The organism is Pseudogulbenkiania subflava DSM 22618, from assembly GCF_900177275.1.
Taxonomy (GTDB): Bacteria; Pseudomonadota; Gammaproteobacteria; order Burkholderiales; family Chromobacteriaceae; genus Pseudogulbenkiania; species Pseudogulbenkiania subflava.
Map to the genome: position 1 here is coordinate 55,718 of NZ_FXAG01000022.1, position 24,737 is coordinate 80,454.

The window sequence follows — 24,737 nt, forward strand, 5'->3', positions numbered from 1 at the left end:
TTTTAGCTATCGTGAGGTTATACAGCAGGGCTCAGGCTGCCATGACCGGCCTGAACAAGTCCAGGCGGTGCAGCTCTTGCCCACCACATGTAATAAGGAATTCGACGTGAAGACCCCACCGTCATTTCTCGTTATCCTGACCTTGATCTCGCTTGTCGCCTGTGGCGACTCTCCACCCGAAGCGTCCTCACCACTCCAAGAGCGGAAAGCGGCCGAACTGGCCCGGCAGAAGACTGAACAGGATAAAAAGAGAGAGCAAAAGCAGGCAGCCTACTTGCAGATTGTACGAGACTCGCTAAAAGACCCCGACTCCGCCCAGTTCAGGGATTTGCAATGGTCCATTGACCATGAGCAGTATGGAGATTCGCTATGCGGCTGGGTCAATGCCAAAAATAGTTTGGGCTGGTACGTAGGCTTTCATCCCTTCGCCGTGACCGCCAAACCCTTGAAAGGCTCGCAGGAAGGACGGCTGATCCTGCCGACCGAAGCGGATGATTCACAAACCCAGAGAATCAACATGGTGATGCTGGAGCTGGCCGGATGCGGCTTATCGCTCAAGGTTTAACAGTGCTGCAGCCCGCCCGGCTCCGCTCGTCCAGTTCATCCCGGCTCATCCCATGGCTATGGCCCTGTGCCAGTACTCCCGCCACACCGCGTAAGCTGGCCGACACCGCCCTTGTCCGGCTGTGGCCGTCGAGCGGCAATCCGCCTAATTGTCGCAAGTTTGCGTTACATCAAGCCCGGCCGATTCGGCATCAATCTCTGTTACCTATAGTTTAAAAACAATCAACAAGACTGTAGATACTCTGCCATGCATGCAAACAACTTGCCGACCGTGTTTGACAGTGATGATTTCATTCTCGCCTGGGCCGTCCAGCGCGGTAAACACGGCGGATTAAAAGCGTTCATCTACCTGCACGACCCCACCGATTGCGAGCATCACAAAATGGCGGTGGTCCATTACGACCGCCCCGGATACCCCGTCGAAAGGGTATTCAAGATCCCGAAGGCCCGGCCGTAAGGTGGGCAAATGGATGACCGATGAAGCAACCGTCCCGTCATCCACGGTGGACTCCCGCCATCAACCCGGTTTTCGATGCCCATGAAATGGCAGGCTGGCCTGCCCTGCGCGCACCCGCCCGAAGCCCCCCCCATTGACGGGCATTTCTACTGGCATACCCGCGACTGGCCACCGCCCTTAGCGCCGGCGCCGGGACGAATTTCCGCCAGGTTGCCGGCTTGCTCTTGTCCGGCCGTGACGGACCGCCACGCCTATACTCAACGCGTCAGCGAATCGGCTCCGGGAGGATCATCGTGAAGTCTTGCGCCTGCCCCGCCTTGGCTGCCCTGCTGGTGACGCTGTCCTGCCATGCCGGTGAGAGGGTGGTGCTGTACGGGGACGACTCCTACCCCCCTTATGCCTACCTCGAAAACGGTCAGTTCAAAGGCATCTATGTCGAGCTGCTGCAGGCGGCCGCCAGCAGGATGACGGGACGCTACCAGCTGGAGCTGGTGCCGACACCGTGGCGGCGAGGGCTGTCGATGCTGGAGAGCGGCGAGGCGTTCGGGCTGTTTCCGCCCTACCGGCGGGAGGAGCGGACCTTTATCGACGCCTACTCGATCGCGCTCTACCGCGAACGCGTGGTGGTGGTGTGCAACGACAGGACCATGAGCAAGCCGCGCCAGCGCTTCCCGCGCGACTTCGGCGACGTCACCATCGGCATCAACGCCGGCTTCGCCCTCTCCGGGGTGCTGGTGACTGCCCGCCGGAACCACACCGTACGGATCGACGAGGCGAACGGAAACGCGGTGAACCTGCGCAAGCTCGCCCTGAACCGCATCGGCTGCTACGCCAACGACAGCCTGTCGATCCGCTACACGGTGAAGCGCATGAAGGACGATACCGCCCACTTTCCGGAACTGGATGCGCTCACGCTGCATGAGGTGACGGAACTGTCGGGAGAAGAAGCCTACGTAGGCTTCAGCCGCCGCGCGTCGCCGGCGTTCAAGGCCGATTTCATCAAACGGCTCGATGCCACGTTGCTGACGTTGCAGCAGGAAGGCGAAGTCGACCGCATTCTCGCCCGCTACGGGTTTTAGCCCGAGAGCGGCCGCCACCCGTCCCGTCCGGCCGGCTCAAGCCAGAAACGGAAAATCGACCGGCGGCTGCCGTCCGCCCATGAGACTGCTGAGCGCGGCGGCCGAGCCGCACGCCATGGTCCAGCCCAGGGTGCCGTGGCCGGTGTTGACCCAGAGGTTGGGATAGCGCAAACGGCCGATGAAGGGAACCGCGGACGGCGTGACGGGGCGCAAGCCGCTCCAGAATTCGGGGTTGCCTTGATCGTTGAGTTCCGGGAACAGTTCCCGGGTACGGCGCACCAGCAGGTCGCAGCGGATGGGGTTCGGGTCGTGATTGAACCCGGCGATCTCGGCGGTGCCGGCCACGCGCAGCCGGTTGCCCAGCCGGGAAAAGACGATCTTGTATTCATCGTCGATCAGGCTGACCGTGGGGGCGACGCTCGTCTCGGACAGGGCAAAGGTGGCGGAGTAGCCCTTGACCGGGTAAACCGGCAGGGAAATACCCAGCGGGCGCAGCAGCGCCGGACCGTAGCTCCCCAACGCCACGACGTAGGCGTCGGCGACGTGGCGTTGGCCGTCGGAGGTGACCGCCGCCGCAATCCTCCCCTGCTCGGTCTCGAGACGGACCAGAGGTTGGCCGAAGGCAAACCGCACCCCGGCACGGCGGCAGTGCTCGGCGAGCTGCCGGGTAAACTGGCGGGCGTCGCCCGATTCGTCGTCGGCGGCGAAGTCGCCCCCCACCAGCCGATCACCGAGGGGCGCCAGCGCCGGCTCGAGATCGAGACATTGCGCCGCCGAGACCGGGCGGCGTTCGCAGCCGAACTCGCCGAGCAGCTTCGCGGCCTGGATTCCTTTGGCGTATTCGGTGTGGTCGGTGTAGACGTGCAGGATGCCGCGCTCCAGCCGGTCGTACTGGAGCCCGGCCAGCTCGCTGCCCAGCTGTTTCAGGCACTGCCGGCTGTAGAGCGCCAGTGCGACGACGTGCCGCATATTTTGCTTGTAACGGTCGGCGCGGCATTCGCGCAGAAAGCGCAGCGTCCAGCCCAGCAAGGCCGGGTCGGCGCGCACGCGAAACAACAGCGGCGCATCCTCTTTGCCCAGCCAGCGCAGCGCCTTCAGCGGGGCATGGGGATTCGCCCACGGCTCGGCATGGGAGACCGAGATCTGGCCGCCGTTGGCAAAGCTGGTTTCCAGTGCCGGCTCGGGCTGGCGGTCGATCACGGTGACGTCATGGCCTTGCCGGGACAGGTACCAGGCGGACGTGACCCCGACGACGCCGGCCCCTAGGACGATAATCTTCATCACCCGCTCCTTACATTAGTCCGGGTCCGACAGTACCGGCCCCTCTGCACGCCCCACCCCGGCCTGGGCCTCGGCCTCGATCTTGGCCAGGGCCGCCGCCGCCCGCTGCAACGCCGGCAGCAGCTGCAACGCCTTGTCCGGCGTCACCCGCAGCACCGGCGCCTGGATCGCAATCCCGGTGTTGGACTTGCCTCCCGGCGTCGGCACCAGCACCGCCAGGCAGAACAGCCCCGGCAGGAATTCCTCGTCGTCGCAGGCGTAGCCGTCCCGCTTCACCCGCTCGATCTCCCGCTCCAGCGCCGCCAGGTCGGTCAGCGTCTTCGCGGTGTAGCGTTCCAGCGGCACGTGCTCCAACAGCCGACGACGCTGGCTCGGGCTCATCTGCGCCAGGAACAGCTTGCCGCTGGCCGAGCAGTGCGCCGGCACCCGTGAGCCGGGATGCAGGTAGAAGCGCAGCGGCGCCGGGGTTTCCACCCGGTCCAGGTACAGCACTTCGCTGCCCGACAGCGCGGTGATGTTGCAGCTTTCGCCCACTTCTTCCACCAGCTGGCGCAGCACCGCGTGGCGCGCGCCGTGCACGGTGTTGTTGAGCAGCAGGTTTTCCGCCATGCGCCGCAGCCGCACCCCGGTGCTGTAGTGCCGCCCGTCGCCGTCGCGTTGCAGCATCCCGGCGCTTTCCAGTTGCTGCAGCATGCGGTGCAGCGTCGGCTTGGGCAGCCCGGTTTCTTCCACCAGCCCTTGCAGGGTGAAGAACTGGTCCTTTTCCGCGATCACTTCCAGCAGGGCGAACAGCCGCAGCGTCGGCGTGTCGCCATCGAGCCGGCCCGGTTCGCTTCGCGGGGTCTGTGGTGTGTCGTTCATGGCGTTTCCATCATAGTTCAGTTTCTGTTTTTGATACAACAAGTATCGTTTTACGCATTTTCTTGTTGACTTGCCGCATGCACCCTCCTAGAGTTGAATCGTGTCTCACATATCGGAATCTTTCGTACCGGTTTTGAGATAATACCCACAGGAGACTAGTCAGCATGAGCGAGCAAGCCAACCGTACGGTGCCCGTCGGCCCCACCAAGATGACCCCTTCCGAAGCCTTCGTCGAAACCATGGTGGCCAATGGCGTGACCGATATGTTCGGCATCATGGGGTCGGCCTTCATGGATGCCATGGATATTTTCGCCCCCGCCGGTATCCGTTTGATCCCGGTGGTCCACGAGCAGGGCGCCGCCCACATGGCGGATGGCTTTTCCCGCGTGTCCGGCCGCCACGGCGTGGTGATCGGCCAGAACGGCCCGGGCATCAGCAATTGCGTGACCGCCATCGCCGCCGCCTACTGGGCGCACAGCCCGGTGGTGATCGTGACCCCGGAGACCGGCACCATGACCATGGGCCTGGGCGGCTTCCAGGAGTGTAACCAGTTGCCGATGTTCCAGGAATTCACCAAGTACCAGGGACATGTCACGCACCCGGCCCGCATGGCGGAGTACACCGGCCGTTGCTTCGACCGCGCCATGAGCGAGATGGGCCCGACCCAGCTTAATATCCCGCGCGATTATTTCTACGGCGAGATCACCGCCGAGATCCCCAAGCCCTCGCGTCTGGATCGCGGTGCCGGCGGCGAGCAGAGCCTGAACGAGGCGGCGGAGTTGCTGGCGCAGGCCAAGTTCCCGGTGATCATTTCCGGCGGCGGCGTGGTGATGGGCGATGCCGTCGAGGAGTGTAAGGCGTTGGCGGAGCGCCTGGGGGCGCCGGTGGTGAACAGCTATCTGCACAACGATTCGTTCCCGGCCAGCCATCCGCTGTGGTGCGGTCCGCTGGGCTACCAGGGCTCGAAGGCGGCGATGAAGCTGATGGCGCAGGCGGACGTGGTGGTGGCGCTGGGCTCGCGCCTGGGGCCGTTCGGCACGCTGCCGCAGCATGGCATGGATTACTGGCCGAAGAACGCGAAGATCATCCAGATCGATGCCGACAACAAGATGCTGGGCCTGGTGAAGAAGATTTCGGTGGGCATTTGCGGCGATGCCAAGGCGGCGGCGGTGGCGCTGACGCAGCGTCTGGCCAACCGCACCCTGGCCTGCGATGCGACCCGTGCCGAGCGTGCCGACAAGATCGCGACCGAGAAGGCGGCCTGGGAGAAGGAGCTGGACGAGTGGACGCACGAGCGCGATCCGTTCAGCCTCGACATGATCGAGCAGAATGCTCAGGAGCGGCCATTCTCAGGTGGTGAGTTCCTGCATCCGCGCCAGGTGTTGCGCGAGCTGGAGAAGGCGATGCCGGAGGATGTGATGGTGTCGACCGATATCGGCAACATCAATTCGGTGGCCAACAGTTACCTGCGCTTCGAGAAGCCGCGCAGTTTCTTCGCGGCGATGAGTTTCGGCAATTGCGGCTACGCCTTCCCGACCATCATCGGCGCCAAGGTGGCGGCGCCGCATCGCCCGGCGGTGTCCTACGCCGGTGACGGTGCCTGGGGCATGAGTCTGATGGAGACCATGACCTGCGTGCGTCACAACATCCCGGTCACCGCCGTGGTGTTCCACAACCGCCAGTGGGGGGCGGAGAAGAAGAACCAGGTCGACTTCTACAACCGCCGCTTCGTCGCCGGCGAGCTCGACAACCAGAGCTTCGCCGAGATCGCCCGCGCCATGGGCGCGGAGGGCATCACCGTGGACCGTCTCGAGGATGTCGGCCCGGCCCTGAAGAAGGCCATCGACCTGCAGATGAATCACGGCAAGACCTGCATCATCGAGATCATGTGCACTCGCGAGCTGGGCGACCCCTTCCGCCGCGATGCCCTCTCCAAACCGGTTCGATTCCTCGACAAGTACAAGGATTACGTTTGATCAACCACCGCGCTGACGCGAAAAAGTGAAGACAAGCGGACCGTGTCGCAGGCAGTGTACGACTCACGGTCCGCTCCGCCTCACCGCCGCGGCGACCTCATCATTTCTGAAAGGCAAACCAGAACCGAGATAACCACCCCGGCTGCCCGGATACCTCCACGACCCGGCAGCACGGACAGTCACACGACCTGAACGACCACGGACCGGTGGCAGCGCTCGCGCCCTGCCAACCCTTACAACTGAATAAACCGTGGCGTCCTACAATAGAGAAATACGGAGATATATCAAAGTGATAGGCAACCAGCAGCATTCAAACGGGCTCCAGCACAGCCTGAAGCAGCGCCACATGACCATGATTGCACTCGGTGGTGTGATTGGCGCGGGTCTGTTTGTCGGCAGCGGCGTGGTGATCAAGGCCACCGGCCCCGCCGCCATTCTCTCCTTCCTCATCACCGGCCTGCTCGTGGTGCTAGTCATGCGCATGCTGGGGGAAATGGCCGTCGCCCTGCCAACCGGCGGCTCCTTCTATGAATACGCCCGCGAGGCCTGGCACGACCGCCCGGCCGTGGGCGAGCTGGCCGGCTTCCTCACCGGCTGGATGTACTGGTACTTCTGGGTCATCGTGGTGGCGCTCGAAGCGGTCGCCGGGGCCAACCTGGTGCGTTACTGGCTGCCCGACATGCCGACCTGGATCATCAGTCTGACCTTGCTGGTGACGCTCACCCTGACCAACCTGATCTCGGTGAAGTCGTTCGGTGAATTCGAGTTCTGGTTCTCCTCGATCAAGGTCGGCGCCATCGTCGTGTTCCTGTTCCTGGCAAGCCTGTACGTACTCGGCATGTGGCCGGGAGCGAGCCTCAACGTCAGCAACCTGACCGCGCACGGTGGCTTTGCCCCGCACGGCTGGGTGCCGGTGCTGACCGGGGCGGTGGCGGCAACCGGTTTCTATTTCGGCGCCGAGATCGTCACCATCGCCGCCGCGGAAACCGCCGAGCCACAAAAAGCCATCGCCAGGGCCACCAGCTCCGTCATCACCCGGGTGCTGGTTTTCTACGTCGGCTCGGTGCTGCTGGTGGTCTGCCTGGTGCCGTGGAATTCGGCCGGCATCGCCACCCCGTACGTCAGCGCGCTCAACGCGATGGGCATCCCGGCCGCGGCGCAGATCATGAACGCCGTGGTGCTGACCGCCGTGCTGTCGGCCCTCAACTCCGGCCTGTACGCGTCGTCGCGCATGCTGTTTGCCCTGACCAAGCGTGGTGACGCGCCCAAATCGCTGGCCAAGCTGACCCGCAACGGCGTGCCGGTGCGCGCCATCCTGTTTGCCACGCTGTTCGGCTACGCGGCGGTGGTGATGTCCTACGTGTCGCCGGATACGGTGTTTTCCTTCCTGGTCGATTCCTACGGCACGGTCGCCATTTTCGTCTACATCCTGATCGCCATCTCCCAGCTGCGCCTGCGCGCCCGCCTCGAACGCGAGGCCCCGGAACGCCTGCGCGTGAAGATGTGGGCCTATCCCTACCTGACCTACCTCGCCATCGCCGGCATGATCGGCATCGTGGTGGCCATGGCCTTCATCCCCGATCAGCGCACGCCGCTGCTGCTGGGCGTGGCCAGCCTCGGCTTCCTGCTGGTGGGCTACGTGGTGCGTCAGATCTGCCGCCGGAATGCCCCGGCGATCTCCCTGGCTGAAGCGTCGACCGACTTCACCAAGCTCTAACCCCTCCCCTTCCAGCGGGCCGCCGGCACCACCTCGGCGGCCCGCTGCCTTTCCCCCTCTTAAAACAAAATATCAGTACTTTTTGTACCGATATTTGAAATTTACTGTTGCATTCTCCGGTTGAGCGACTTATAGTTTTTCAAAAAACAATATACGGAATTTTTTGTACCGTTTTTTGTTATTTGCGCGCTAACCACTCCAGCCAGTCCGAGCGTGTCAGCCCTGCCCCCGCCGGGCCGTCCCCTCCCAGCCGCTTGGCTACGGGCTCGGATACAGCGCGCTAAACCGAAGTCAATCACCGGAGACCCACACGATGATTCCCCCCAGCAGTCTCGCCCAGCCTGTGATGTTCGCCCAGACCCGGACCCTCCTTCCCGGCGTCATGCTCTGCGGCGTCATCGCCGTCGCCGCCACCTTCGTGTCCGAGCACTACGGCGGCCCGCAATTCCTCTACGCCTTGCTGATCGGCATCGCCTTCCACTTCCTGGCGGATTCCGAGAAATGCCAGCCCGGCATTGAGCTGTCGGCCAAGAAGCTGGTGCGCTTCGGCGTGGCCCTGCTCGGCGCGCGCATCGTCGCCAGCGACGTCAGCGACCTCGGCCTGGTCGGGGTGGGCGCGCTGATCGGCGCGGTCGGCCTGACCATCGGCTTTGGCATCCTGATGGCGCGGCTGCTCGGCCTACCCTCGATGCTGGGGCTGCTCTCCGGCGGTGGCACCGGCATCTGCGGCATCTCGGCCACGCTGGCGATCTCCTCCACCCTGCCGGCCACGCGGGAAAACGAGCGTTATACGCTGCTCACCGCGATCGGCATCGCGATCTTCTCCACCGTGGCGATGGTGCTCTACCCGCTGATCGTCAAGAACGTCGGCCTCACCACGGCGGAAGCCGGACTGTTCCTCGGCGGTTCGATCCATGACGTTGCCCAGGTGGTCGGTGCCGGCCTGATCATTTCGCCGGAAGTGGGCGATGCCGCCACGCTGGCCAAGATGTTCCGTGTCGCCATGCTGATGCCGGTGGTGGTGATCCTGGCGCTGACCTTCCACGCCGAGCGCAAGAAAACCGCCACGGCCGGCAGCAAGACCCCGATCCTGCCGCTGTTCCTGGTGGTGTTTGCCGGACTGGCTGGACTCAACAGCATGGGCTGGCTGCCGCACCAGCTGGTGGAGGCGAGTTCGACGCTGTCGCGCTGGTGCCTGGTGACCTCGATTGCCGCCCTCGGCGTCAAGACCTCACTGGAAAAGCTGGCGGAACTGGGCTGGAAGCCGATCGTACTGATGAGCAGCGAGGCCATCTTCATTGCCGGCTACATGCTGCTGGTGGTGTACCTGAGCCGTGTCTTCGCCGCCTGATGACTAGATGAATAAACGAGGATGACCATGAACGCGCCAACCAATCTGAACACCGAAATGGTGGTGGACCAAGCCGCCATCCAGCCGCTGCCCAATTCCCGCAAGATCTACGTCGAAGGCTCCCGTCCCGACATCCGCGTGCCGATGCGCGAGATCAGCCAGGCCGACACCCCCACCCAGTTCGGCGGCGAACAGAACCCGCCGATCTACGTCTACGACTGTTCCGGCCCCTACACCGACCCGGCCGTGAAGATCGACGTGCGCAATGGCCTGGCCGCGCTGCGCGCCGCCTGGATCGAGGAGCGCGGCGACACCGAGCAGCTCGCCGGCCTGTCGTCCGAATACGGCCGCGCGCGCGAGGCCGACGCCAAGCTCGACGAGCTGCGCTTCAACCTGACGCGCCAGCCGCGCAAGGCGAAGCCGGGCTGTAACGTGACCCAGATGCACTACGCCAACAAGGGCATCATCACGCCGGAGATGGAATACATCGCCATCCGCGAGAACCAGAACCGCGCCGCCTATGTCGAGAGCCTGAAGGGCGCCGGCGGCAAGAACAACGCGCGCCTGTTGGAGCTGATGACGCGCCAGCACCCGGGCCAGAACTTCGGTGCGCTCACCGTCGAGGAGATCACCCCGGAATTCGTGCGCCAGGAAGTCGCTTCCGGCCGTGCCATCATCCCGAACAACATCAACCACCCGGAATCCGAGCCGATGATCATCGGCCGTAACTTCCTGGTGAAGATCAACGGCAACATCGGCAACTCCGCCGTCACCTCGTCCATCTCGGAAGAAGTCGACAAGATGACCTGGGGCATCCGCTGGGGCGCCGACACCATCATGGACCTGTCCACCGGCAAGAACATCCATGAGACGCGCGAGTGGATCCTGCGCAACAGCCCGGTGCCGATCGGCACCGTGCCGATCTACCAGGCGCTGGAGAAGGTCAACGGCAAGGCCGAGGACCTGACCTGGGAAATCTTCAAGGACACGCTGATCGAGCAGGCCGAACAGGGGGTGGACTACTTCACCATCCACGCCGGCGTACTGCTGCGCTACGTGCCGATGACCGCCAACCGCATGACCGGCATCGTCAGCCGCGGTGGCTCGATCATGGCCAAGTGGTGCCTGGCGCATCACAAGGAAAACTTCCTCTACACCCACTTCGAGGAAATCTGCGAAATCATGAAGGCCTACGACGTGGCCTTCACCCTCGGCGACGGCCTGCGTCCGGGCACCGTGTGGGACGCCAACGACGCGGCGCAACTGGGTGAACTGAAGACGCTGGGCGAACTGACCCAGATCGCCTGGCAGCACGACGTGCAGGTGATGATCGAAGGCCCGGGCCACGTGCCGATGCAGCTGATCAAGGAGAACATGGACAAGGAACTGGAGTGGTGCCACGAGGCGCCGTTCTACACCCTGGGCCCCCTCACCACAGACATCGCCCCCGGCTACGACCACATCACCTCGGCCATCGGCGCCGCGCAGATCGGCTGGTACGGCACCGCGATGCTGTGCTACGTCACGCCGAAGGAGCACCTCGGTCTGCCGAACAAGGACGACGTCAAGGAAGGCATCATCACCTACAAGCTGGCCGCGCACGCCGCCGACCTCGCCAAGGGCCACCCCGGTGCGCAGATCCGCGACAACGCGCTGTCCAAGGCACGCTTCGAGTTCCGCTGGGAAGACCAGTTCAACCTCGGGCTCGATCCGGACCGCGCGCGCTCGTTCCACGACGAGACGCTGCCGAAGGATTCCGCCAAGGTGGCGCACTTCTGCTCGATGTGCGGCCCGCATTTCTGCTCGATGAAGATCACCCAGGACGTGCGCGACTTCGCCGCGCAGCAGGGGTTGGCCGAAGAGGAAGCGCTGGCCAAGGGCATGGAGGTGAAGTCGATCGAGTTCGTCAAGGGCGGTGCCAAGCTGTACGACAAGGTGTGAGCGCGGGGGCCGCCAAGCCTGGCCGAAGCCCAGCTTCGCCACCTGGCACGCCCCGCGTCCACTCCCCCACCTCACCTGGAGATACCCGACATGACTACCGTTCTGGTCAACGGCGAGCCCACCGAGCTCGCCACCTCGCTCACGGTGCGCCAGCTGCTCGAACGGCTCGAGCTGCAGGGGCGGCGCGTCGCCATCGAGCACAACGGCGACATCCTGCCGCGCAGCCGCTACGACGACACCCGCCTCGCCGAGGGCGACCGTTTCGAAATCATCATCGCGGTGGGGGGCGGCTGATCCCGCCACGCACTGCCTGACGTCCGCCCGTTACCGAAGGAACTCGACATGAACGACCCGCTCATCATCGCCGGCAAAACCTATTCCTCGCGCCTCCTGGTCGGCACCGGCAAGTACAAGGACTTCGCCGAAACCCGCGAGGCGGTGGACGCCGCCGGCGCCGAGATCGTCACCGTGGCGATCCGCCGCACCAACATCGGCCAGCATCCCGGCGAGCAGAGCCTGCTCGACGTACTGCCGCCGTCGCGCTACACCCTGCTGCCCAACACCGCCGGCTGCTACACCGCCGAGGATGCGGTGCGCACGCTGCGCCTGGCGCGCGAGCTGCTCGACGGCCATCCCCTTGTCAAGCTCGAGGTGCTGGGCGACCCGAGCAATCTCTACCCGAACATGCCGGAAACGCTCAAGGCAGCGGAAACGCTGGTGAAGGAAGGCTTCGACGTCATGGTCTACTGCTCGGACGATCCGATCCAGGCCAAGCGTCTGGAGGAGATCGGCTGCGTCGCGGTGATGCCGCTGGCCTCGATCATCGGCTCCGGCATGGGCATCCTCAACCCGTGGAACCTGCGTCTGATCATCGACAACGCCAAGGTGCCGGTGCTGGTCGATGCCGGGGTCGGCACCGCCTCGGATGCTGCAATCGCCATGGAGCTGGGCTGCGACGCGGTGCTGATGAATTCGGCGATTGCCCACGCCCGCCAGCCGGTGCTGATGGCGAGCGCAATGAAACACGCCGTACTGGCCGGGCGCGAGGCATACCTGGCCGGGCGCATGCCGCGCAAGCTCTACAGCGCCGAATCCAGCTCGCCCACCAGCGGCATGATCGCCCCGGCGCGCGGCGGATGAGGGGGCACGCCACGGTGAATAACGCAACGCAACGGCCCACCCGCCCGGTCTGGCTCGACGGACTCTACGCCGTCACCCCCGACACCAGCGACAGCGCCTGGCTGCTGCCGCGCGTCGCCGCCGTGCTGGCGGGCGGCGCCAGCCTGGTGCAGTACCGCAACAAATCGCACGATGCGGCGTTGCGCCGGGAGCAGGCCACGGCCATCCAGGCGCTGTGCCGCCGGCACGGCGCCTGGTTCCTCGTCAACGACGACGTGGGGCTGGCCGAAGAAATCGGCGCCGACGGCGTCCACCTCGGGCAGAGCGACACCAGCATCTGTACCGCACGCCAGCGCCTCGGCCCGAACGCCATTATCGGCGCTACCTGCCACGACCAACCGGCGCTGGCGGTGCAAGCGGTCGGCAACGGCGCCAGCTACGTCGCCTTCGGTGCGCTGTTCCCCTCGCGCAGCAAGCCGGAGGCGATCTCTGCCCCGCTCTCGCTGTTTGCCGCGCTGCCGCCGCTGGAGGTGCCGTGCGTGGCGATCGGCGGCATCACCCCGGCCAACGCCGCGCTCGCCTGGCAAACCGGGGTCGACATGCTGGCCGTCATCGGCGGACTGTTCGATGCCCCGGCGCCGGACGCAGCGGCCCGCGCCATCCTCGCCTCGCGCTGACGGGCCGAGCCGGGAGCCGCCTCATGCCCCTACCCGACCCGCGACGGTGGCGCCACGGGCAGCGGCACGGCCCCATCGCCAACGGAAGCCCTCCCCATCCCATGGGGCGGCCATCGCCAAACAGCAGACAATCACTTAGTCTACAAGCAGGGTGATATGTTGAAACGGCACCGTCACAGAGAAGGAACGATGAGCACCAAGTTGACCGGCACCATGTGGAACCAGCTTTTCCAGCAACACGCGAAGAGCGGCATGAGCCTGCAAGGCAATATTCGCCAGATGCTGGTCTCGGCCATCCTCGACGGCCAGTTGCCGGTCGGCATCCCCCTGCCGTCCGGCCGCGAGCTGTCGGCCCAGCTCGGCGTGGCGCGCAATACCGTGGTGCTGGCCTATCAGCAGCTGGTCGACGAAGGCTACCTGGTGTCGCGCGAGCGCAGCGGCTATTTCGTCAACGCCGACATCCTCGCCGGACGCCTCCCCGCCCAGACCACCCCGCACGACCGCCCCCCGGCCGACGGCCCGGACTGGGAGCGGCGCTTCGTGTTCCGCCCTACCCGACAGCGCAACATCGTCAAGCGCGCCAACTGGCAGGACTACCCCTACCCGTTCATCTACGGCCAGTACGACCCCATCCTGTTTCCCACCGCCGACTGGCGCGAGTGCAGCCTGAAGGCGCTCAGCGTGCTCGACATCCACGAGTGGGCGCAAGACATGATCCTGCGCGACGACGATTTGCTGGTACAGCAGATCCGCACCCGGGTGCTGCCGCGGCGCGGGGTGTGGGCGTCGGCCGACGAGATCGTCATCACCGTCGGCGCGCAACAGGCGCTCTATCTGCTTGCCGATCTGCTGGTCAGCCCCGACACCCCGGTCGGCGTGGAGGACCCGGGCTATCCGGACGCGCGCAACATCTTCGGCAGCCGCACCGGCCACCTGCAGCCGCTGCCGATCGACGAAGCAGGCCTCATGGTGAGCGGCGCGTTGCACAACTGCGACTACGTCTACGTCACCCCCGGCCACCAGTGCCCGACCACGGTGACCATGCCGCTGGCGCGGCGCCAGGCCTTGCTGCAGATGGCCGAAGAAGCCGACTTCGTGCTGATCGAGGACGACTACGAAAGCGAGAGCCGCTTCCAGGGCGACCTCACGCCGACGCTGAAAAGCCTCGACCGCAACAATCGCGTCATCTACGTCGGCAGCCTGTCCAAGAACCTCGCGCCGGGCCTGCGCATCGGCTACATCGTCGGCCCCGCCGAGCTGATCGCCGAATTGCGCGGCATCCGCCGGCTGATGCTGCGCCACCCCTCGGCCTACATCCAACGCGCCTTCGCCCTGTTCCTCTCGCTCGGGCATTACGATTCGCACCACCGCCGGCTGTCCGCGGCGTACCGGGAACGGGCCCAGGTGCTCACCGACGCGCTGGCGCGCCACCTGCCCGAAGTCCACCCGGTGCCGATCTCGGGCGGCGCCTCGTGCTGGATCGTCGGGCCGGACTGGCTCGACGCCGAGGAACTGGCCCAACGCGCCGAAGAAAACGGCGTGCTGATCGAGCCCGGCAACGTCTTCTTCATGAAGACCGCCATGCCGCGCAACTGCTTCCGCCTGGGCTTCTCGTCGATCCCGATCGAGAAGATCGAACCCGGTGTCCGCACCCTGGCCGAGGTCCTGCGCCGCCTGAAACCGACCCGCCCGCACTGATCCGGGCGCCACGCCCCCTTGCCGCCGCCCCGGTTGCGCCCCCGTCGCCACCGGGGTGCTGGCATGCCCTGTTTACCTCCCGGCACCGCCTGCCGACACGCCAACCACGCGGCGCCGTCTGGCCCAAACTGGCCCAAACGATTTAACCGAACTGGCCCTACTGCATCGCCCTCCAGCTCACTAATCTGAAGTCGTCAAATGCAGTGGTCCACCTGCGCGGCGCTCGCCGCCACAGCGACACGGACCACCCACAACATCAGAACTGCTTAGGAGAACACGATGTCCAATACCCCAGTGACCGCCGAATTTCTGCGGGCCTTCAGCGACGCCTGGAACCGCCACGATATCGACGCCCTGATGAGCTTCATGGCCGACGATTGCGAATTCCACGCCGTGGCCGGCCCCGACCTGCTCGGCCGGACGTTCCACGGTCGCGAAGCGGTGCGCGAAGGCTTCCAGCTCGCCTGGCAAACCTTCCCCGACGCCGCCTGGCTCGACGGCGATCACTTCGTTCACGGCGATCGCGGCGTCAGCGAATCCACCTTCAGCGGCACCAAGGCCGACGGCACCCGCATCGAGGCACGCATGGTCGACGTCTTCACCTTCCGTGACGGCAAGATTGCGGTGAAAAACGCCTACCGCAAAGACCGCCCGCCGGTCGCCCACGCCGGCAACTGAGCCCGGACTCACATCGCGTCAACATCGAGGAGTCCGAGCATGGATACCCTTACCCAAAAGCGCGCGGTGAACACGGGCCGCGCCACCGGCCCTTCCACCGCCTACGACCCGGCCTACGACCCGCTGGTCGCCAGCACCCCGGGCCAGGGCCGCGATTACGCCCCGACCTACTGGATCGGTACCGCCGGCGACCCGCCGCCCGATGACGGCCCGATCACCCACGACATCGACGTCGACGTCGCCATCATCGGCTCCGGCTTCACCGGCCTCACCACCGCGATCTTCCTCGCCCAGGAATACGGCATCAAGGCCACCGTGCTCGAGGCCAACCGCGTCAGCTGGGGCTGCAGCACCCGCAACGGCGGCCAGGCCCAATGCGCCTCGGGCCGTCTCAAGCGCTCGCAATGGATCGCCCGCTACGGCCTCGACACCGCGCTGCGCATGCACGAGGAAGTCTGCGCCGGCATGGAAACCTTCAAGGACCTGATCAAGGACATCGACTGCGACCCGCAGCCGGGCGGCCACCTCTACATCGCCCACCGGCCCAAGGCCATGCCGGCGCTGGAGAAGGAAGCCAAGATCCTGCGCGAGGTGTTCAACTACGACGCCCGCATCCTCGACGCCGACACCGTCAAGCGTGAATACGTCGACGACAAGGAAGCCGCCGGCGCCATGCACGAGCCGGAAGGGATCGGCATCCACGCCGGCAAGCTCGCCTTCGGCTACCTGAAGAAGGCGCGCGCGCTCGGCGCCAAGGTGCACCCCTCGAGCCCGGTCATGGGCTGGGAGACCCGCAACGGCGTGCATTACCTCAAGACGCCGGGCGGCATCGTACGGGCCCGCGCCGTCGGCATCGCCACCGGCGGCTACACCTCGCAGGGGCTGCATCCGCAGCTGAAAAACCGCCTGCTGCCGATCCTGTCCAACTCGATCGTCACCCGTCCGCTGACGCAAGCCGAGATCGATGCCTGCAACTTCCGCACCACGCAGGTCATCACCGACACCCGCATCCTGCGCCACTACTACCGCCTGATGCCGGATGGCCGGGTACAGATCGGCAGCCGCAGCGCCATCACCGGCAACGATGCGCCCGAGGACAAGTACAAGCAGTTCCTGATCCGTGACCTGCACCGCAAGTTTCCCGCGCTGGAAGGCATCCAGATCGACTACTCCTGGTGGGGCTGGGTCGACGTCAGCCACGACATGATGCCACGCATCTACCAGCCGGACCCGAAGCAGACGATCTACTACGCCCTCGGCTACGGCGGCAACGGTGTCATGTACTCGGCGCAGGCCGGCCGCCGCCTGGCCGCCAGCATCGCCGGCAAGAGCACCCCGGAGCTGCCGATCTTCCGCTCCAAGCTGCCGTTCCCGAACGTGCGCGAAGTGGTGGAATCGGAACTGTTCGCCCCCTTCCGCCGCTTCGGCCAATGGTGGCTGTACCGCTGGTATCACCTCAAGGACGAAGTCATCTAGGCGCCATTCGCCGATCGCCCGGCCCCTGCCGGGCGCCTGACCGCCGCCACGTCTCAGGCGAGACGTGGCGCCCAGTAAAGAAAGGAGTACGCCCCATGGCGGCATCGAGCTGATTCGATGCCCGACAAACACTGTCAGATCGGCCTTACTGAATCGCCCTGCTGCAATCCATATGGCATATAAATGCCGGTAAATATAATAATTTCTTATTACGATGGAGAAAGACATGTACGGAGCACGCAGTTTCAAGAAGGTTCTCACGTTGTCGGCAACCCTGCTCGCGCTCGGCGCCGGCGGCATGGCACACGCCGAACAGAAGGAAGTCACCATCGCCTATCAGCAGATCGCCGGTCCGTTGCTGACCGTGATCGCCGATGGCTCGGCCGAAAAAGCCACCGGTTACAAGATCAACTGGCGCCAGTTCGAATCGGGCGCCAAGGTCGGAACCGCCATGGCGTCGGGTGACGTACAGATCGGCGTGATCGGGTCCAGCCCGCTCGCCGCCGCCGTAAGCCGCGGCCTGCCGCTGCAGTTGTTCTGGATTCTCGACGACATCAACGAAGCCGAAGCCATGGTAGTGCGCAACGGTTCCGGCATCACCAAGCCGGCCGACCTCAAGGGCAAGAAACTCGGCGTTCCTTTTGTCTCCACCACCCACTTCCACACCATGTTCGCGCTCAACCTCTGGGGCATCAAACCGAGCGAACTGGAAATCCTCAACATGCAGCCCAACCAGATCGCCGCGGCGTGGGAGCGCGGCGACATCGACGCGGCCTACGTCTGGGACCCGGCACTGGCGCGCATCAAGCAGAGCGGCAAGGTGCTGATCACCTCCGGTGAGCTGTCCAAGAAAGGCAAGGCCACCTTCGACGGCATCGCGGTGAGCCGCGCCTGGGCCGACGCCAACCCGGCCTTCATGGCGAGCTTCACCAAGGCCATCGCCAACGCCGACGCCGCTTTCCGTGCCAACCCGCAAGCCTGGGGCACCGACTCCGCCCAGGCCAAGACCATGGCCAAGATGCTGGGCGGCACCTCCAAAGACGCGGCCGACGCGATCAAGCTCTACGCCTATCCGACCCTCCAACAACAGATCTCCCCCGCCTGGCTTGGTGGCGGCAAGACCGGCGGTGCCGTAAAGGCACTCAAGGCGACGGCTGAATTCCTCAAGGAGCAGAAGCGCATCGACGCGCTGGCCCCGGACTACAGCGCCTTCGTCACCTCGAAGTACGCCGAAGCCGCACTCAAGCAAAAACAATAAGCGCACGGCACGGGACGCCCGGGCCGAGGCACCGTACCGGCCCGGGCAGCATCCCAAAGCACCGAACCAGATCTGAGGAGAACTCTCATGCAAGAGCTTAACGTCAGCAATGTCAGCGTGCGCTACCCGGGTCGGCGCCCGGGCGAGCAGGTCCATGCGCTCGACAACATCAACCTCTCCATCAAGAGCGGCGACTTCGTGGTGGCACTGGGTGCGTCCGGTTGCGGCAAGACCACCTTGCTGAGCCTGATGGCGGGCTTCATCTCCCCCTCCGAAGGGAGCATCACGCTCGGCGGCAACAAGGTCATGGGCCCGGGTTCTGACCGCGGCGTCGTGTTTCAGAAACACGCCCTGCTGCCTTGGCTCAACGTGATGGAAAACACCGAATTCGGCCTCAAGCTGCAAGGCGTGAGCAAGGAAAAACGGCGTGCGCTGGCCGCCAAGAACCTGGCACTGGTGGGCCTGCAGGACTTCCACAGCCACATGATCTACCAGCTCTCCGGCGGCATGCAGCAGCGCGTGGGCATCGCCCGGGCGCTCACCTGCAACCCGGCCATGCTGCTGATGGACGAGCCGATGGCGGCACTGGACGCCCTCACCCGCGAAACCATCCAGGAGTTGCTGCTCGATGTCTGGCAGGAAACGCAGAAGATGTTCTTCTTCATCACGCACAGCGTCGAAGAAGCCCTGTTCCTCGCCAGCCGGCTGATCGTCATGTCGCCGCGCCCGGGCCGCATCACCCACACCTACGAGCTCGACTTCAACCGTCGCTTCCTGGAGTGCCGCGACGCCAGGACGATCAAGTCCAGCCCCGACTTCATCAAGATGCGTGAAACCGTGCTTGGCATCATTTATGGCGACGAGCGCGCCGCCGAAGCGAAAGAGGTGTCCCATGTCTAAGAAACACGACCCGAAAGTCTCTCTCGGCCGTCAGCGCGGTTCGATCTCGCTGAGCAGCCATCCAGCCAAGCACCACGACGGTCCAAGCATGTTATCGAAACTGTTCAGCAAGAAATCGGTGCGCCCCGGCGAGCAATTCGGCGCCCCCGGCCAGGGCAGCAGCGGTCTCATCAGCTTCGTCACCGTCGCCCTGCTGTTCTCGCTGTGGGTGCTGGTGACCGCCACCGGCTGGGTGTCCCCGCTGTTCCTGCCGTCGCCGCAAGCGGTGTACGACAAGTTCATTCTGGTGTCGACCGAGGGCTTCGCCAACGCCACCTTGCTCGAGCATACCCAGACCAGCCTGTACCGCGTGTTCGGTGCCTTTGCCCTGGCCTGCGTTACCGCCATCCCGATCGGCGTGCTGATGGGGGTGAGCCGCGTGGCACGCGGTGTGTTCGATCCGCCGATCGAGTTCTACCGTCCGCTGCCGCCGCTCGCCTACCTGCCGATGGTCATCATCTGGTTCGGCATCGGCGAGTTCTCCAAGGTCTACCTGATCTTCCTCGCCATCTTCGCCCCGATGGCCATCTCGGCGCGTTCGGGTGTGCGTTCGGTGTCGATCGAGCAGATCCACGCCGCCTACTCGATGGGCGCCTCGCGCATGCAGGTAATCCGCCACGTCATCCTCAAGTCGGCACTGCCGGAAATCTTCACCGGCATGCGCATCGGCATCGGGGTGGGCTGGACCACGCTGGTCGCCGGCGAAATGGTGGCCTCGACCCGTGGCCTCGGCTTCATGGTGCTCAACGCCGCCGAGTTTCTCGCCAGCGACGTGGTGATCATGGGCGTGATCGTGATCGGTCTGTTCGCCTTCACCTTCGACCTGCTGATGCGCTACCTGGAGCGCGTGCTGGTGCCCTGGAAAGGCAAGGTCTGACGGCTAGCCCGGCGCCGTAGCGCGCAGCTCGCAAATAGGCGTGGCCGTCTCCTCCCGGAGGCGGCCATGCTCCTTCCCCAACCACCCTCAACCCCACGGGAATACGATGAAACGTTGGAATCTGGCAGCAAGCAGTCTGTTTTTTCTGATCACAGGCATGGCCTGGGCCGGCGATGCTCCGGTCGCCAAGACCCAGGGCGTGCTGACCGACACGCGCGGCATGACGCTCTACACCTTCGACAAGGACGTGGCCGGTAGCGGCAAGAGCGCCTGCAACGGTGAATGCCCCGCCATCTGGCCTCCGCTGCACGCGGATAATGCTGCCAGCGCGGCAGGCGAGCTGTCCGTCATCACCCGCGATGACGGCACCAGGCAATGGGCGTACAAGGGCAAGCCCCTGTATTACTTCGCGAAAGACCAGGCGGCAGGCGACACCCTGGGAGACAACGTCAAGAACGTCTGGCACCTGATCCGGGACTAATCCGCCCCAGTCCCCCACCCGCGAAGAGACGATTCTCATGCCCCAAGAAAAAAAACCTTACGCCGTATTGGCCGCCCTTTTGCTGACCGGGCTGGCGCACGCCGCGCCGGCTTTCGACGGCCAGATCCGCAACAACACCCTGGCCGTCAACCCAGCCGAAACCCTCGCCCTGGCCGCCAAGAGCGACAGCGACAAGGTCTACGTCTACGATCTGCGCTCCGGCAAAATGCGGCAGGCGCTGGAAGGCTTCATCTCGCCCCGGAACATCCTGTTCTCGCCGGATGGCCAGTCCTTCTACATCTCGGACAGCACCAAGGGCACCATCGAAAAATGGGACAGCGCCTCGCTGACGCGCTCCGCCTCCATGGCCGTCGGCCCCGGCGCCTTCGGCACCACGCTGAGCCGCGACGGCTCGCGGCTGTTCGTCAACAACCAGGCCACGAGCACGGTCACCGCCTTCGACCCCGCCACGCTGCAACCGCTCGCCATCATGACGGGCTTTGCCCAACCCCGGCAGGGCATCAAGCTCTCGGCGGACGACAAGGCGCTGTTCGTGACCAACTTCCTGGGCGACAAGATCAGCGTGGTCGACCCCACCGGCTACAAAACCCTGGCCGAGATCGGCGGATTCAACAAGATCCGCGCCATCGCCATCTCCCACGACGGCAAGACGCTGTATGCCGCCAACAGCGGCAGCGACACGCTGGCCGAAGTGGATGTCGAGGGACGCTACGTGCGGCGCAACGTCAAGGTCGGCAGCGACCCTTACGGTGCGGCGCTGAGGCCGGACGGGCGTTTTCTGTATAGCGGCAACCTCAAGGGCAACTCCATGACGATCGTTTCCCTGCCGGACTTCAAGGTCGCCGGGGAAATCGGCGGGCTGCGCGGCCCGCGCCAGGCAATCTCGTTCAGCCACGACAGCCGCAAGGCCTGGGTGCTCAACGAGGATGTCAGCATTGCCGAAGTCGATCTGACTGCGCGACGGGTCACCCGTACATTGACCCCCGGCAGCTAAGTGGCAAGCGGGGCATGGCGAGTGCACGCCCCGCCAGTCTCCGCCCAACCAGAGTGGGGCGATAGCGAAGCCGGCACCCGCAGGCAGCGCCCCGTTCCACACCGTCGCCGGAGCCGCCCGCACTCCCCCGTGGGCGGCTCCGGCATCTGTGCAGGAATTCACACCGATCCAGCGCGCTTTCGGTCGCTGATGCTGCCGCCCTCGTCCTCCTGACGCCCGGCCATCATCGGCTCGTCACAGCCGACCTGCCGCTGTCACGCTCAGACCCGGAACATCACCGCGCCAGCGAGGTCGGCGCACGGTTCCCCCTCTGTCAGCCTGCCCGGGTTTGAAAAGGTTGGCCGAAGAACACCACCACCCACCGCGAAACACCCCGGCAGTAAGGCGAAGGCGGCACGATGCTTTCTGGCCAGAACAAGCCAAGCGCGTTAGCATCCGTGTCGATAGCCGCCATCCCCCAAACACCGCGCCGCCACCATGCCCCACCCGGGGCCCCGAGCGTTGCCTCCGCGGGCGGGGATGTCGCCGGCACCTCGGCCGCCCTACAGAAAGAACGCAATGACCCGCCGCCCACCTGAGACGCCATCCCCTGCCTTGGCGCCACCGCCCGTCGGCTTCTGGGAAGCTTTTCGCTTCTGGCTCAAACTCGGCTTCATCAGCTTCGGCGGCCCGGCCGGCCAGATTGCGATCATGCACAGCGAACTGGTCGAACGCCGCCGCTGGATCAGCGAAAAACGTTTCCTGCACGCCCTCAATTACTGCATGGTGCTGCCCGGCCCGGAGGCGCAACAGTTGGCAACCTATATCGGCTGGCTGATGCACCGCAGCTGGGGAGGCATCGTCGCCGGCGCGCTGTTCGTGCTGCCCTCGCTGTTCGTGCTGATTGGGCTATCCTGGCTGTACGTGGCCTTCGGCAACGTTCCGCTGGTCGCCGGGCTGTTCTATGGCATCAAGCCCGCCGTCACCGCCATCGTGGTCCAGGCGGCGCATCGTATCGGCTCGCGCGCACTCAAGAACAACGTTCTGTGGGCGATTGCCGCCGCGTCGTTCATCGCCATCTTCGCGCTCAACGCGCCGTTCCCGCTGATTGTCCTGGGGGCAGCCCTGCTTGGCTATGTCGGTGGACGCGTGGCACCGGCCACCTTCAAGGTCGGCGGGGGCCACGGCAAGGTCAAGGACGGCTACGGTCCGGCGTTGATCGACGACGACACCCCGACACCCGCGCACGCCCGCTTCCGCTGGGCGCAGTTGACGCGCATCGGCGCGATCGGCTTGGCACTGTGGCTGGTTCCGCTCGCACTGCTCACGATGACGTTCGGTTGGCAGGGCGTGTTCACCCAGATGGGCTGGTTTTTCTCGAAGGCGGCGCTTCTGACCTTCGGCGGTGCCTACGCCGTGCTGCCCTACGTCTACCAGGGCGCGGTCGACCATTACGGCTGGCTCACCGCAACGCAGATGATCGACGGCTTGGCGCTTGGCGAAACCACCCCCGGCCCGTTGATCATGGTGGTGACCTTCGTCGGTTTCGTCGGAGCCTACCTCAAGGCGCTAACCGGGCCCGAGCTGCCGTTCCTCGCCGGTGCCTTCGCCGCCACCTTGGTGACCTGGTTCACCTTCCTGCCGTCGTTCGTGTTCATTCTCGCCGGCGGCCCGCTGGTCGAATCGACGCACGGCGACATCAAGTTCACGGCTCCGCTGACCGCCATCACCGCCGCAGTGGTCGGCGTCATCTTCAACCTGGCGCTGTTCTTCGGCTACCACGTCCTGTGGCCGACGGGCATTTCCGGCCATTTCGACTGGCCATCCGCCCTGATCGCCCTGGCGGCGACCGTCGCCCTGTTCCGCTTCAAGCGCAATGTCATCCAGGTGATCGCTGCCTGTGCGGTGGTCGGCCTGCTGGTAAAGACCCTATTGTCCTAGCCAACCCCCATCCCGCGCCAACAGCGCCGCGGGATGGGCGCCGCCGAATGATTTGACCTAGCAGTTGGCTCGGCCAAGCCTGCCCGCCACGCACCAAGCGGCAACAGCTCCTCCGATTTTCCCTTGAGGCAATACCGCACCCCAGGGCGGAAGCACGCTACCCCCCGAAGGCGGTCTTCCTCAGCAACAGCTGTTCCACCAGTGCGCCTTCATCAAGTTGCAGCAGCTTGGGACAGCTCGAGCACAGCACACGTTCCCCCGGCAGACGGTCACGCAGGCAGCAGAGTCGGCGGAGCCGCAAGGGAGAAGACAAGGGCGCAGGGGGAAAGGCATGGTAGTGCACCACGCGGTACAGCGGGTTGGCCAAGCCGGTATCGAAAAACGACCGTTGCCCGAACAGATAGTCGGCGTCGGCTCGTGCCTCCTCGCTCGCAAACCCGGTCGACAGGGCATATTCGAGACTATTGCCTACCGTGCTCCACAGCACACGCGGCGACAGACTGACCGAGGCCGCCATCATGTCGATGAATGGCAGCAGATGATCGACGCACAAGGAGCGATAACGCTCCGCCGGTGCATCGGTCTCATCCCCCAACGCCTCGCACGGTAAGCACAGCGCCTGCGGCAAGCCATCACGCAGCAGCAGTGTGCAATCGGCCAGCGCCATCCTGAGAGGTCGACGCAACACCCGCGCGGCGACCAAGGCCGGGGGCAACAACAGGTTCAGATAGCGCCCGCACCACTGCGACAACAAGGCCTGGTCGCTCCCCCCTCCGTGGTGCCGGCGCAGTGCGCTCAGCAACACATCACGGTGTTCGGCCAACCTTGATGCCCGAACAGCGATCCCGCTCACGTCCTCAGGCAACCCCAGGTGCAGATGCCGGCAATACGGCGCATACGCAGGCGGCGCCAACTCGGCAAAGCAGCGAGATAACGGTTTCTCTGTGCTATTCATCCACTCTCCCCGGACACAGCCTCAGCACAGCCCACAAGACAGGAACAGAATCATGACCGTACCACAGGCCGTTTGGGGCACAGCGAGCTTACCCTCAGTGCCCCTCCAGTATTGGTTCGGCAGAGCAATCCAGCACCATTTGGGTGCACCTCATAGGTGCGGCACCCCTACATGATTTACCCGGCCCAAAGCAAAAAGCCCAGCTCGTAGTGAGCTGGGCTTTCTTGAGGGGAGTCTGGCGGTGTCCTACTTTCACACGGCAAGGCCGCACTATCATCGGCGCTAAGGCGTTTCACGGTCCTGTTCGGGATGGGAAGGGGTGGGACCACCTCGCTAAGGCCGCCAGACATAAACTGTCAACAAACTAGAAGAAGCCTGGAAGCCGGTTGGCTTCCATTTCGAATTGGGTAATCGATC

22 protein-coding genes and 1 rRNA gene are annotated in these 24,737 nt (G+C 64.8%); 19 read left to right on the forward strand and 4 right to left on the reverse strand.

Annotated features, from left to right (window positions below; genetic code table 11):
- The first annotated feature begins 106 nt into the window (after window positions 1-106).
- The 3 genes from B9N72_RS17045 (at window position 107) to B9N72_RS17055 (ending at window position 2,100) form a co-directional block, all read left to right on the forward strand.
- Complete coding sequence (locus tag B9N72_RS17045) at window positions 107-565, forward strand: hypothetical protein (RefSeq protein WP_085277479.1); 459 nt, start codon at window positions 107-109, stop codon at window positions 563-565.
- 246 nt (window positions 566-811) lie between these two features.
- On the forward strand, window positions 812-1,021 hold the full coding sequence (locus B9N72_RS17050) for a hypothetical protein (RefSeq protein WP_085277480.1): 210 nt from the start codon (window positions 812-814) through the stop codon (window positions 1,019-1,021).
- A gap of 293 nt (window positions 1,022-1,314) precedes the next feature.
- Complete coding sequence (locus B9N72_RS17055; RefSeq protein WP_085277481.1) at window positions 1,315-2,100, forward strand: substrate-binding periplasmic protein; 786 nt, start codon at window positions 1,315-1,317, stop codon at window positions 2,098-2,100.
- 36 nt (window positions 2,101-2,136) lie between these two features.
- On the opposite strand, the gene B9N72_RS17060 is transcribed toward B9N72_RS17055, so the two are convergent.
- Both B9N72_RS17060 and B9N72_RS17065 read right to left on the reverse strand, forming a co-directional pair.
- The gene (locus B9N72_RS17060) at window positions 2,137-3,381 is read right to left on the reverse strand and encodes a D-amino acid dehydrogenase (protein ID WP_085277482.1); all 1,245 of its coding nucleotides are present in this window, start codon (window positions 3,379-3,381) and stop codon (window positions 2,137-2,139) included.
- A gap of 15 nt (window positions 3,382-3,396) precedes the next feature.
- A complete protein-coding gene (locus B9N72_RS17065; RefSeq protein WP_085277483.1) occupies window positions 3,397-4,242 on the reverse strand; it encodes an IclR family transcriptional regulator in 846 nt (281 codons plus the stop codon).
- A 164-nt stretch (window positions 4,243-4,406) separates the two neighbouring features.
- Between B9N72_RS17065 and xsc the strand changes: the two genes are divergently transcribed.
- From xsc to chrA, 16 genes are all read left to right on the forward strand, one after another.
- Window positions 4,407-6,218, forward strand: coding sequence for a sulfoacetaldehyde acetyltransferase (xsc, locus tag B9N72_RS17070; protein WP_085277484.1), 1,812 nt, complete (start codon window positions 4,407-4,409; stop codon window positions 6,216-6,218).
- A gap of 346 nt (window positions 6,219-6,564) precedes the next feature.
- Window positions 6,565-7,935, forward strand: a complete 1,371-nt coding sequence (locus B9N72_RS17075; RefSeq protein WP_234986031.1) for an amino acid permease — start codon at window positions 6,565-6,567, stop codon at window positions 7,933-7,935.
- Between the two features lie 313 nt (window positions 7,936-8,248).
- Entirely contained in the window at window positions 8,249-9,286 is a 1,038-nt protein-coding gene (locus B9N72_RS17080) for a YeiH family protein (RefSeq protein WP_085277486.1), read from the forward strand.
- Window positions 9,287-9,313: 27 nt separating this feature from the next.
- Window positions 9,314-11,227 carry a phosphomethylpyrimidine synthase ThiC gene (gene thiC / locus B9N72_RS17085; RefSeq protein WP_085277504.1) on the forward strand — a complete coding sequence of 638 codons (1,914 nt, stop codon included), beginning with the start codon at window positions 9,314-9,316 and terminating at the stop codon, window positions 11,225-11,227.
- Window positions 11,228-11,317: 90 nt separating this feature from the next.
- Window positions 11,318-11,521 (forward strand): sulfur carrier protein ThiS, encoded by a 204-nt coding sequence (thiS, locus tag B9N72_RS17090; protein ID WP_085277487.1) that lies wholly within the window; start codon window positions 11,318-11,320, stop codon window positions 11,519-11,521.
- 48 nt (window positions 11,522-11,569) lie between these two features.
- Window positions 11,570-12,367 carry a thiazole synthase gene (locus B9N72_RS17095; protein ID WP_085277488.1) on the forward strand — a complete coding sequence of 266 codons (798 nt, stop codon included), beginning with the start codon at window positions 11,570-11,572 and terminating at the stop codon, window positions 12,365-12,367.
- Window positions 12,368-12,381: 14 nt separating this feature from the next.
- Window positions 12,382-13,023, forward strand: coding sequence for a thiamine phosphate synthase (thiE, locus tag B9N72_RS17100; protein WP_085277489.1), 642 nt, complete (start codon window positions 12,382-12,384; stop codon window positions 13,021-13,023).
- Between the two features lie 189 nt (window positions 13,024-13,212).
- A complete protein-coding gene (gene pdxR / locus B9N72_RS17105) occupies window positions 13,213-14,721 on the forward strand; it encodes a MocR-like pyridoxine biosynthesis transcription factor PdxR (protein WP_085277490.1) in 1,509 nt (502 codons plus the stop codon).
- Window positions 14,722-15,000: 279 nt separating this feature from the next.
- A complete protein-coding gene (locus B9N72_RS17110) occupies window positions 15,001-15,399 on the forward strand; it encodes a nuclear transport factor 2 family protein (RefSeq protein ID WP_085277491.1) in 399 nt (132 codons plus the stop codon).
- 39 nt (window positions 15,400-15,438) lie between these two features.
- The gene (locus tag B9N72_RS17115) at window positions 15,439-16,875 is read left to right on the forward strand and encodes an NAD(P)/FAD-dependent oxidoreductase (RefSeq protein WP_085277492.1); all 1,437 of its coding nucleotides are present in this window, start codon (window positions 15,439-15,441) and stop codon (window positions 16,873-16,875) included.
- Window positions 16,876-17,101: 226 nt separating this feature from the next.
- Complete coding sequence (gene tauA / locus B9N72_RS17120) at window positions 17,102-18,133, forward strand: taurine ABC transporter substrate-binding protein (RefSeq protein ID WP_085277493.1); 1,032 nt, start codon at window positions 17,102-17,104, stop codon at window positions 18,131-18,133.
- 87 nt (window positions 18,134-18,220) lie between these two features.
- A complete protein-coding gene (locus tag B9N72_RS17125; protein ID WP_085277494.1) occupies window positions 18,221-19,033 on the forward strand; it encodes a taurine ABC transporter ATP-binding protein in 813 nt (270 codons plus the stop codon).
- A complete protein-coding gene (locus tag B9N72_RS17130) occupies window positions 19,026-19,949 on the forward strand; it encodes an ABC transporter permease subunit (protein WP_085277495.1) in 924 nt (307 codons plus the stop codon). Before B9N72_RS17125 ends, B9N72_RS17130 begins: the two co-directional genes overlap by 8 nt.
- A 106-nt stretch (window positions 19,950-20,055) precedes the next feature.
- Window positions 20,056-20,430: a COG4315 family predicted lipoprotein gene (locus tag B9N72_RS17135; protein ID WP_085277496.1), complete on the forward strand. Its 375-nt coding sequence runs from the start codon at window positions 20,056-20,058 to the stop codon at window positions 20,428-20,430.
- 37 nt (window positions 20,431-20,467) lie between these two features.
- The gene (locus B9N72_RS17140; RefSeq protein WP_085277497.1) at window positions 20,468-21,445 is read left to right on the forward strand and encodes a beta-propeller fold lactonase family protein; all 978 of its coding nucleotides are present in this window, start codon (window positions 20,468-20,470) and stop codon (window positions 21,443-21,445) included.
- Window positions 21,446-22,003: 558 nt separating this feature from the next.
- A complete protein-coding gene (gene chrA, locus B9N72_RS17145) occupies window positions 22,004-23,365 on the forward strand; it encodes a chromate efflux transporter (RefSeq protein ID WP_085277498.1) in 1,362 nt (453 codons plus the stop codon).
- A gap of 157 nt (window positions 23,366-23,522) precedes the next feature.
- Here the strand turns inward: chrA and fhuF are convergent, their stop codons facing one another.
- Together fhuF and rrf are read right to left on the reverse strand one after the other, a co-directional pair.
- A complete protein-coding gene (gene fhuF, locus B9N72_RS17150; RefSeq protein ID WP_234986032.1) occupies window positions 23,523-24,218 on the reverse strand; it encodes a siderophore-iron reductase FhuF in 696 nt (231 codons plus the stop codon).
- A 335-nt stretch (window positions 24,219-24,553) separates the two neighbouring features.
- A 5S ribosomal RNA gene (gene rrf, locus B9N72_RS17155) occupies window positions 24,554-24,667 on the reverse strand.
- Between the last annotated feature and the right edge of the window lie 70 nt (window positions 24,668-24,737).

What these genes read in the sequence shown, in the direction of transcription:
- B9N72_RS17080 (WP_085277486.1), top strand. Translation starts at nt 8,249, where the DNA reads ATGATTCCCCCCAGCAGTCTCGCCCAGCCTGTGATGTTCGCCCAGACC.
- B9N72_RS17095 (WP_085277488.1), top strand. Translation starts at nt 11,570, where the DNA reads ATGAACGACCCGCTCATCATCGCCGGCAAAACCTATTCCTCGCGCCTC.
- B9N72_RS17135 (WP_085277496.1), top strand. Translation starts at nt 20,056, where the DNA reads ATGAAACGTTGGAATCTGGCAGCAAGCAGTCTGTTTTTTCTGATCACA.
- B9N72_RS17140 (WP_085277497.1), top strand. Translation starts at nt 20,468, where the DNA reads ATGCCCCAAGAAAAAAAACCTTACGCCGTATTGGCCGCCCTTTTGCTG.
- B9N72_RS17130 (WP_085277495.1), top strand. Translation starts at nt 19,026, where the DNA reads ATGTCTAAGAAACACGACCCGAAAGTCTCTCTCGGCCGTCAGCGCGGT.
- B9N72_RS17125 (WP_085277494.1), top strand. Translation starts at nt 18,221, where the DNA reads ATGCAAGAGCTTAACGTCAGCAATGTCAGCGTGCGCTACCCGGGTCGG.
- thiS (WP_085277487.1), top strand. Translation starts at nt 11,318, where the DNA reads ATGACTACCGTTCTGGTCAACGGCGAGCCCACCGAGCTCGCCACCTCG.
- B9N72_RS17115 (WP_085277492.1), top strand. Translation starts at nt 15,439, where the DNA reads ATGGATACCCTTACCCAAAAGCGCGCGGTGAACACGGGCCGCGCCACC.
- B9N72_RS17065 (WP_085277483.1), bottom strand. Translation starts at nt 4,242, where the DNA reads ATGAACGACACACCACAGACCCCGCGAAGCGAACCGGGCCGGCTCGAT.
- xsc (WP_085277484.1), top strand. Translation starts at nt 4,407, where the DNA reads ATGAGCGAGCAAGCCAACCGTACGGTGCCCGTCGGCCCCACCAAGATG.
- tauA (WP_085277493.1), top strand. Translation starts at nt 17,102, where the DNA reads ATGTACGGAGCACGCAGTTTCAAGAAGGTTCTCACGTTGTCGGCAACC.
- pdxR (WP_085277490.1), top strand. Translation starts at nt 13,213, where the DNA reads ATGAGCACCAAGTTGACCGGCACCATGTGGAACCAGCTTTTCCAGCAA.
- B9N72_RS17050 (WP_085277480.1), top strand. Translation starts at nt 812, where the DNA reads ATGCATGCAAACAACTTGCCGACCGTGTTTGACAGTGATGATTTCATT.
- B9N72_RS17060 (WP_085277482.1), bottom strand. Translation starts at nt 3,381, where the DNA reads ATGAAGATTATCGTCCTAGGGGCCGGCGTCGTCGGGGTCACGTCCGCC.
- B9N72_RS17075 (WP_234986031.1), top strand. Translation starts at nt 6,565, where the DNA reads ATGACCATGATTGCACTCGGTGGTGTGATTGGCGCGGGTCTGTTTGTC.
- chrA (WP_085277498.1), top strand. Translation starts at nt 22,004, where the DNA reads ATGACCCGCCGCCCACCTGAGACGCCATCCCCTGCCTTGGCGCCACCG.
- thiC (WP_085277504.1), top strand. Translation starts at nt 9,314, where the DNA reads ATGAACGCGCCAACCAATCTGAACACCGAAATGGTGGTGGACCAAGCC.
- B9N72_RS17110 (WP_085277491.1), top strand. Translation starts at nt 15,001, where the DNA reads ATGTCCAATACCCCAGTGACCGCCGAATTTCTGCGGGCCTTCAGCGAC.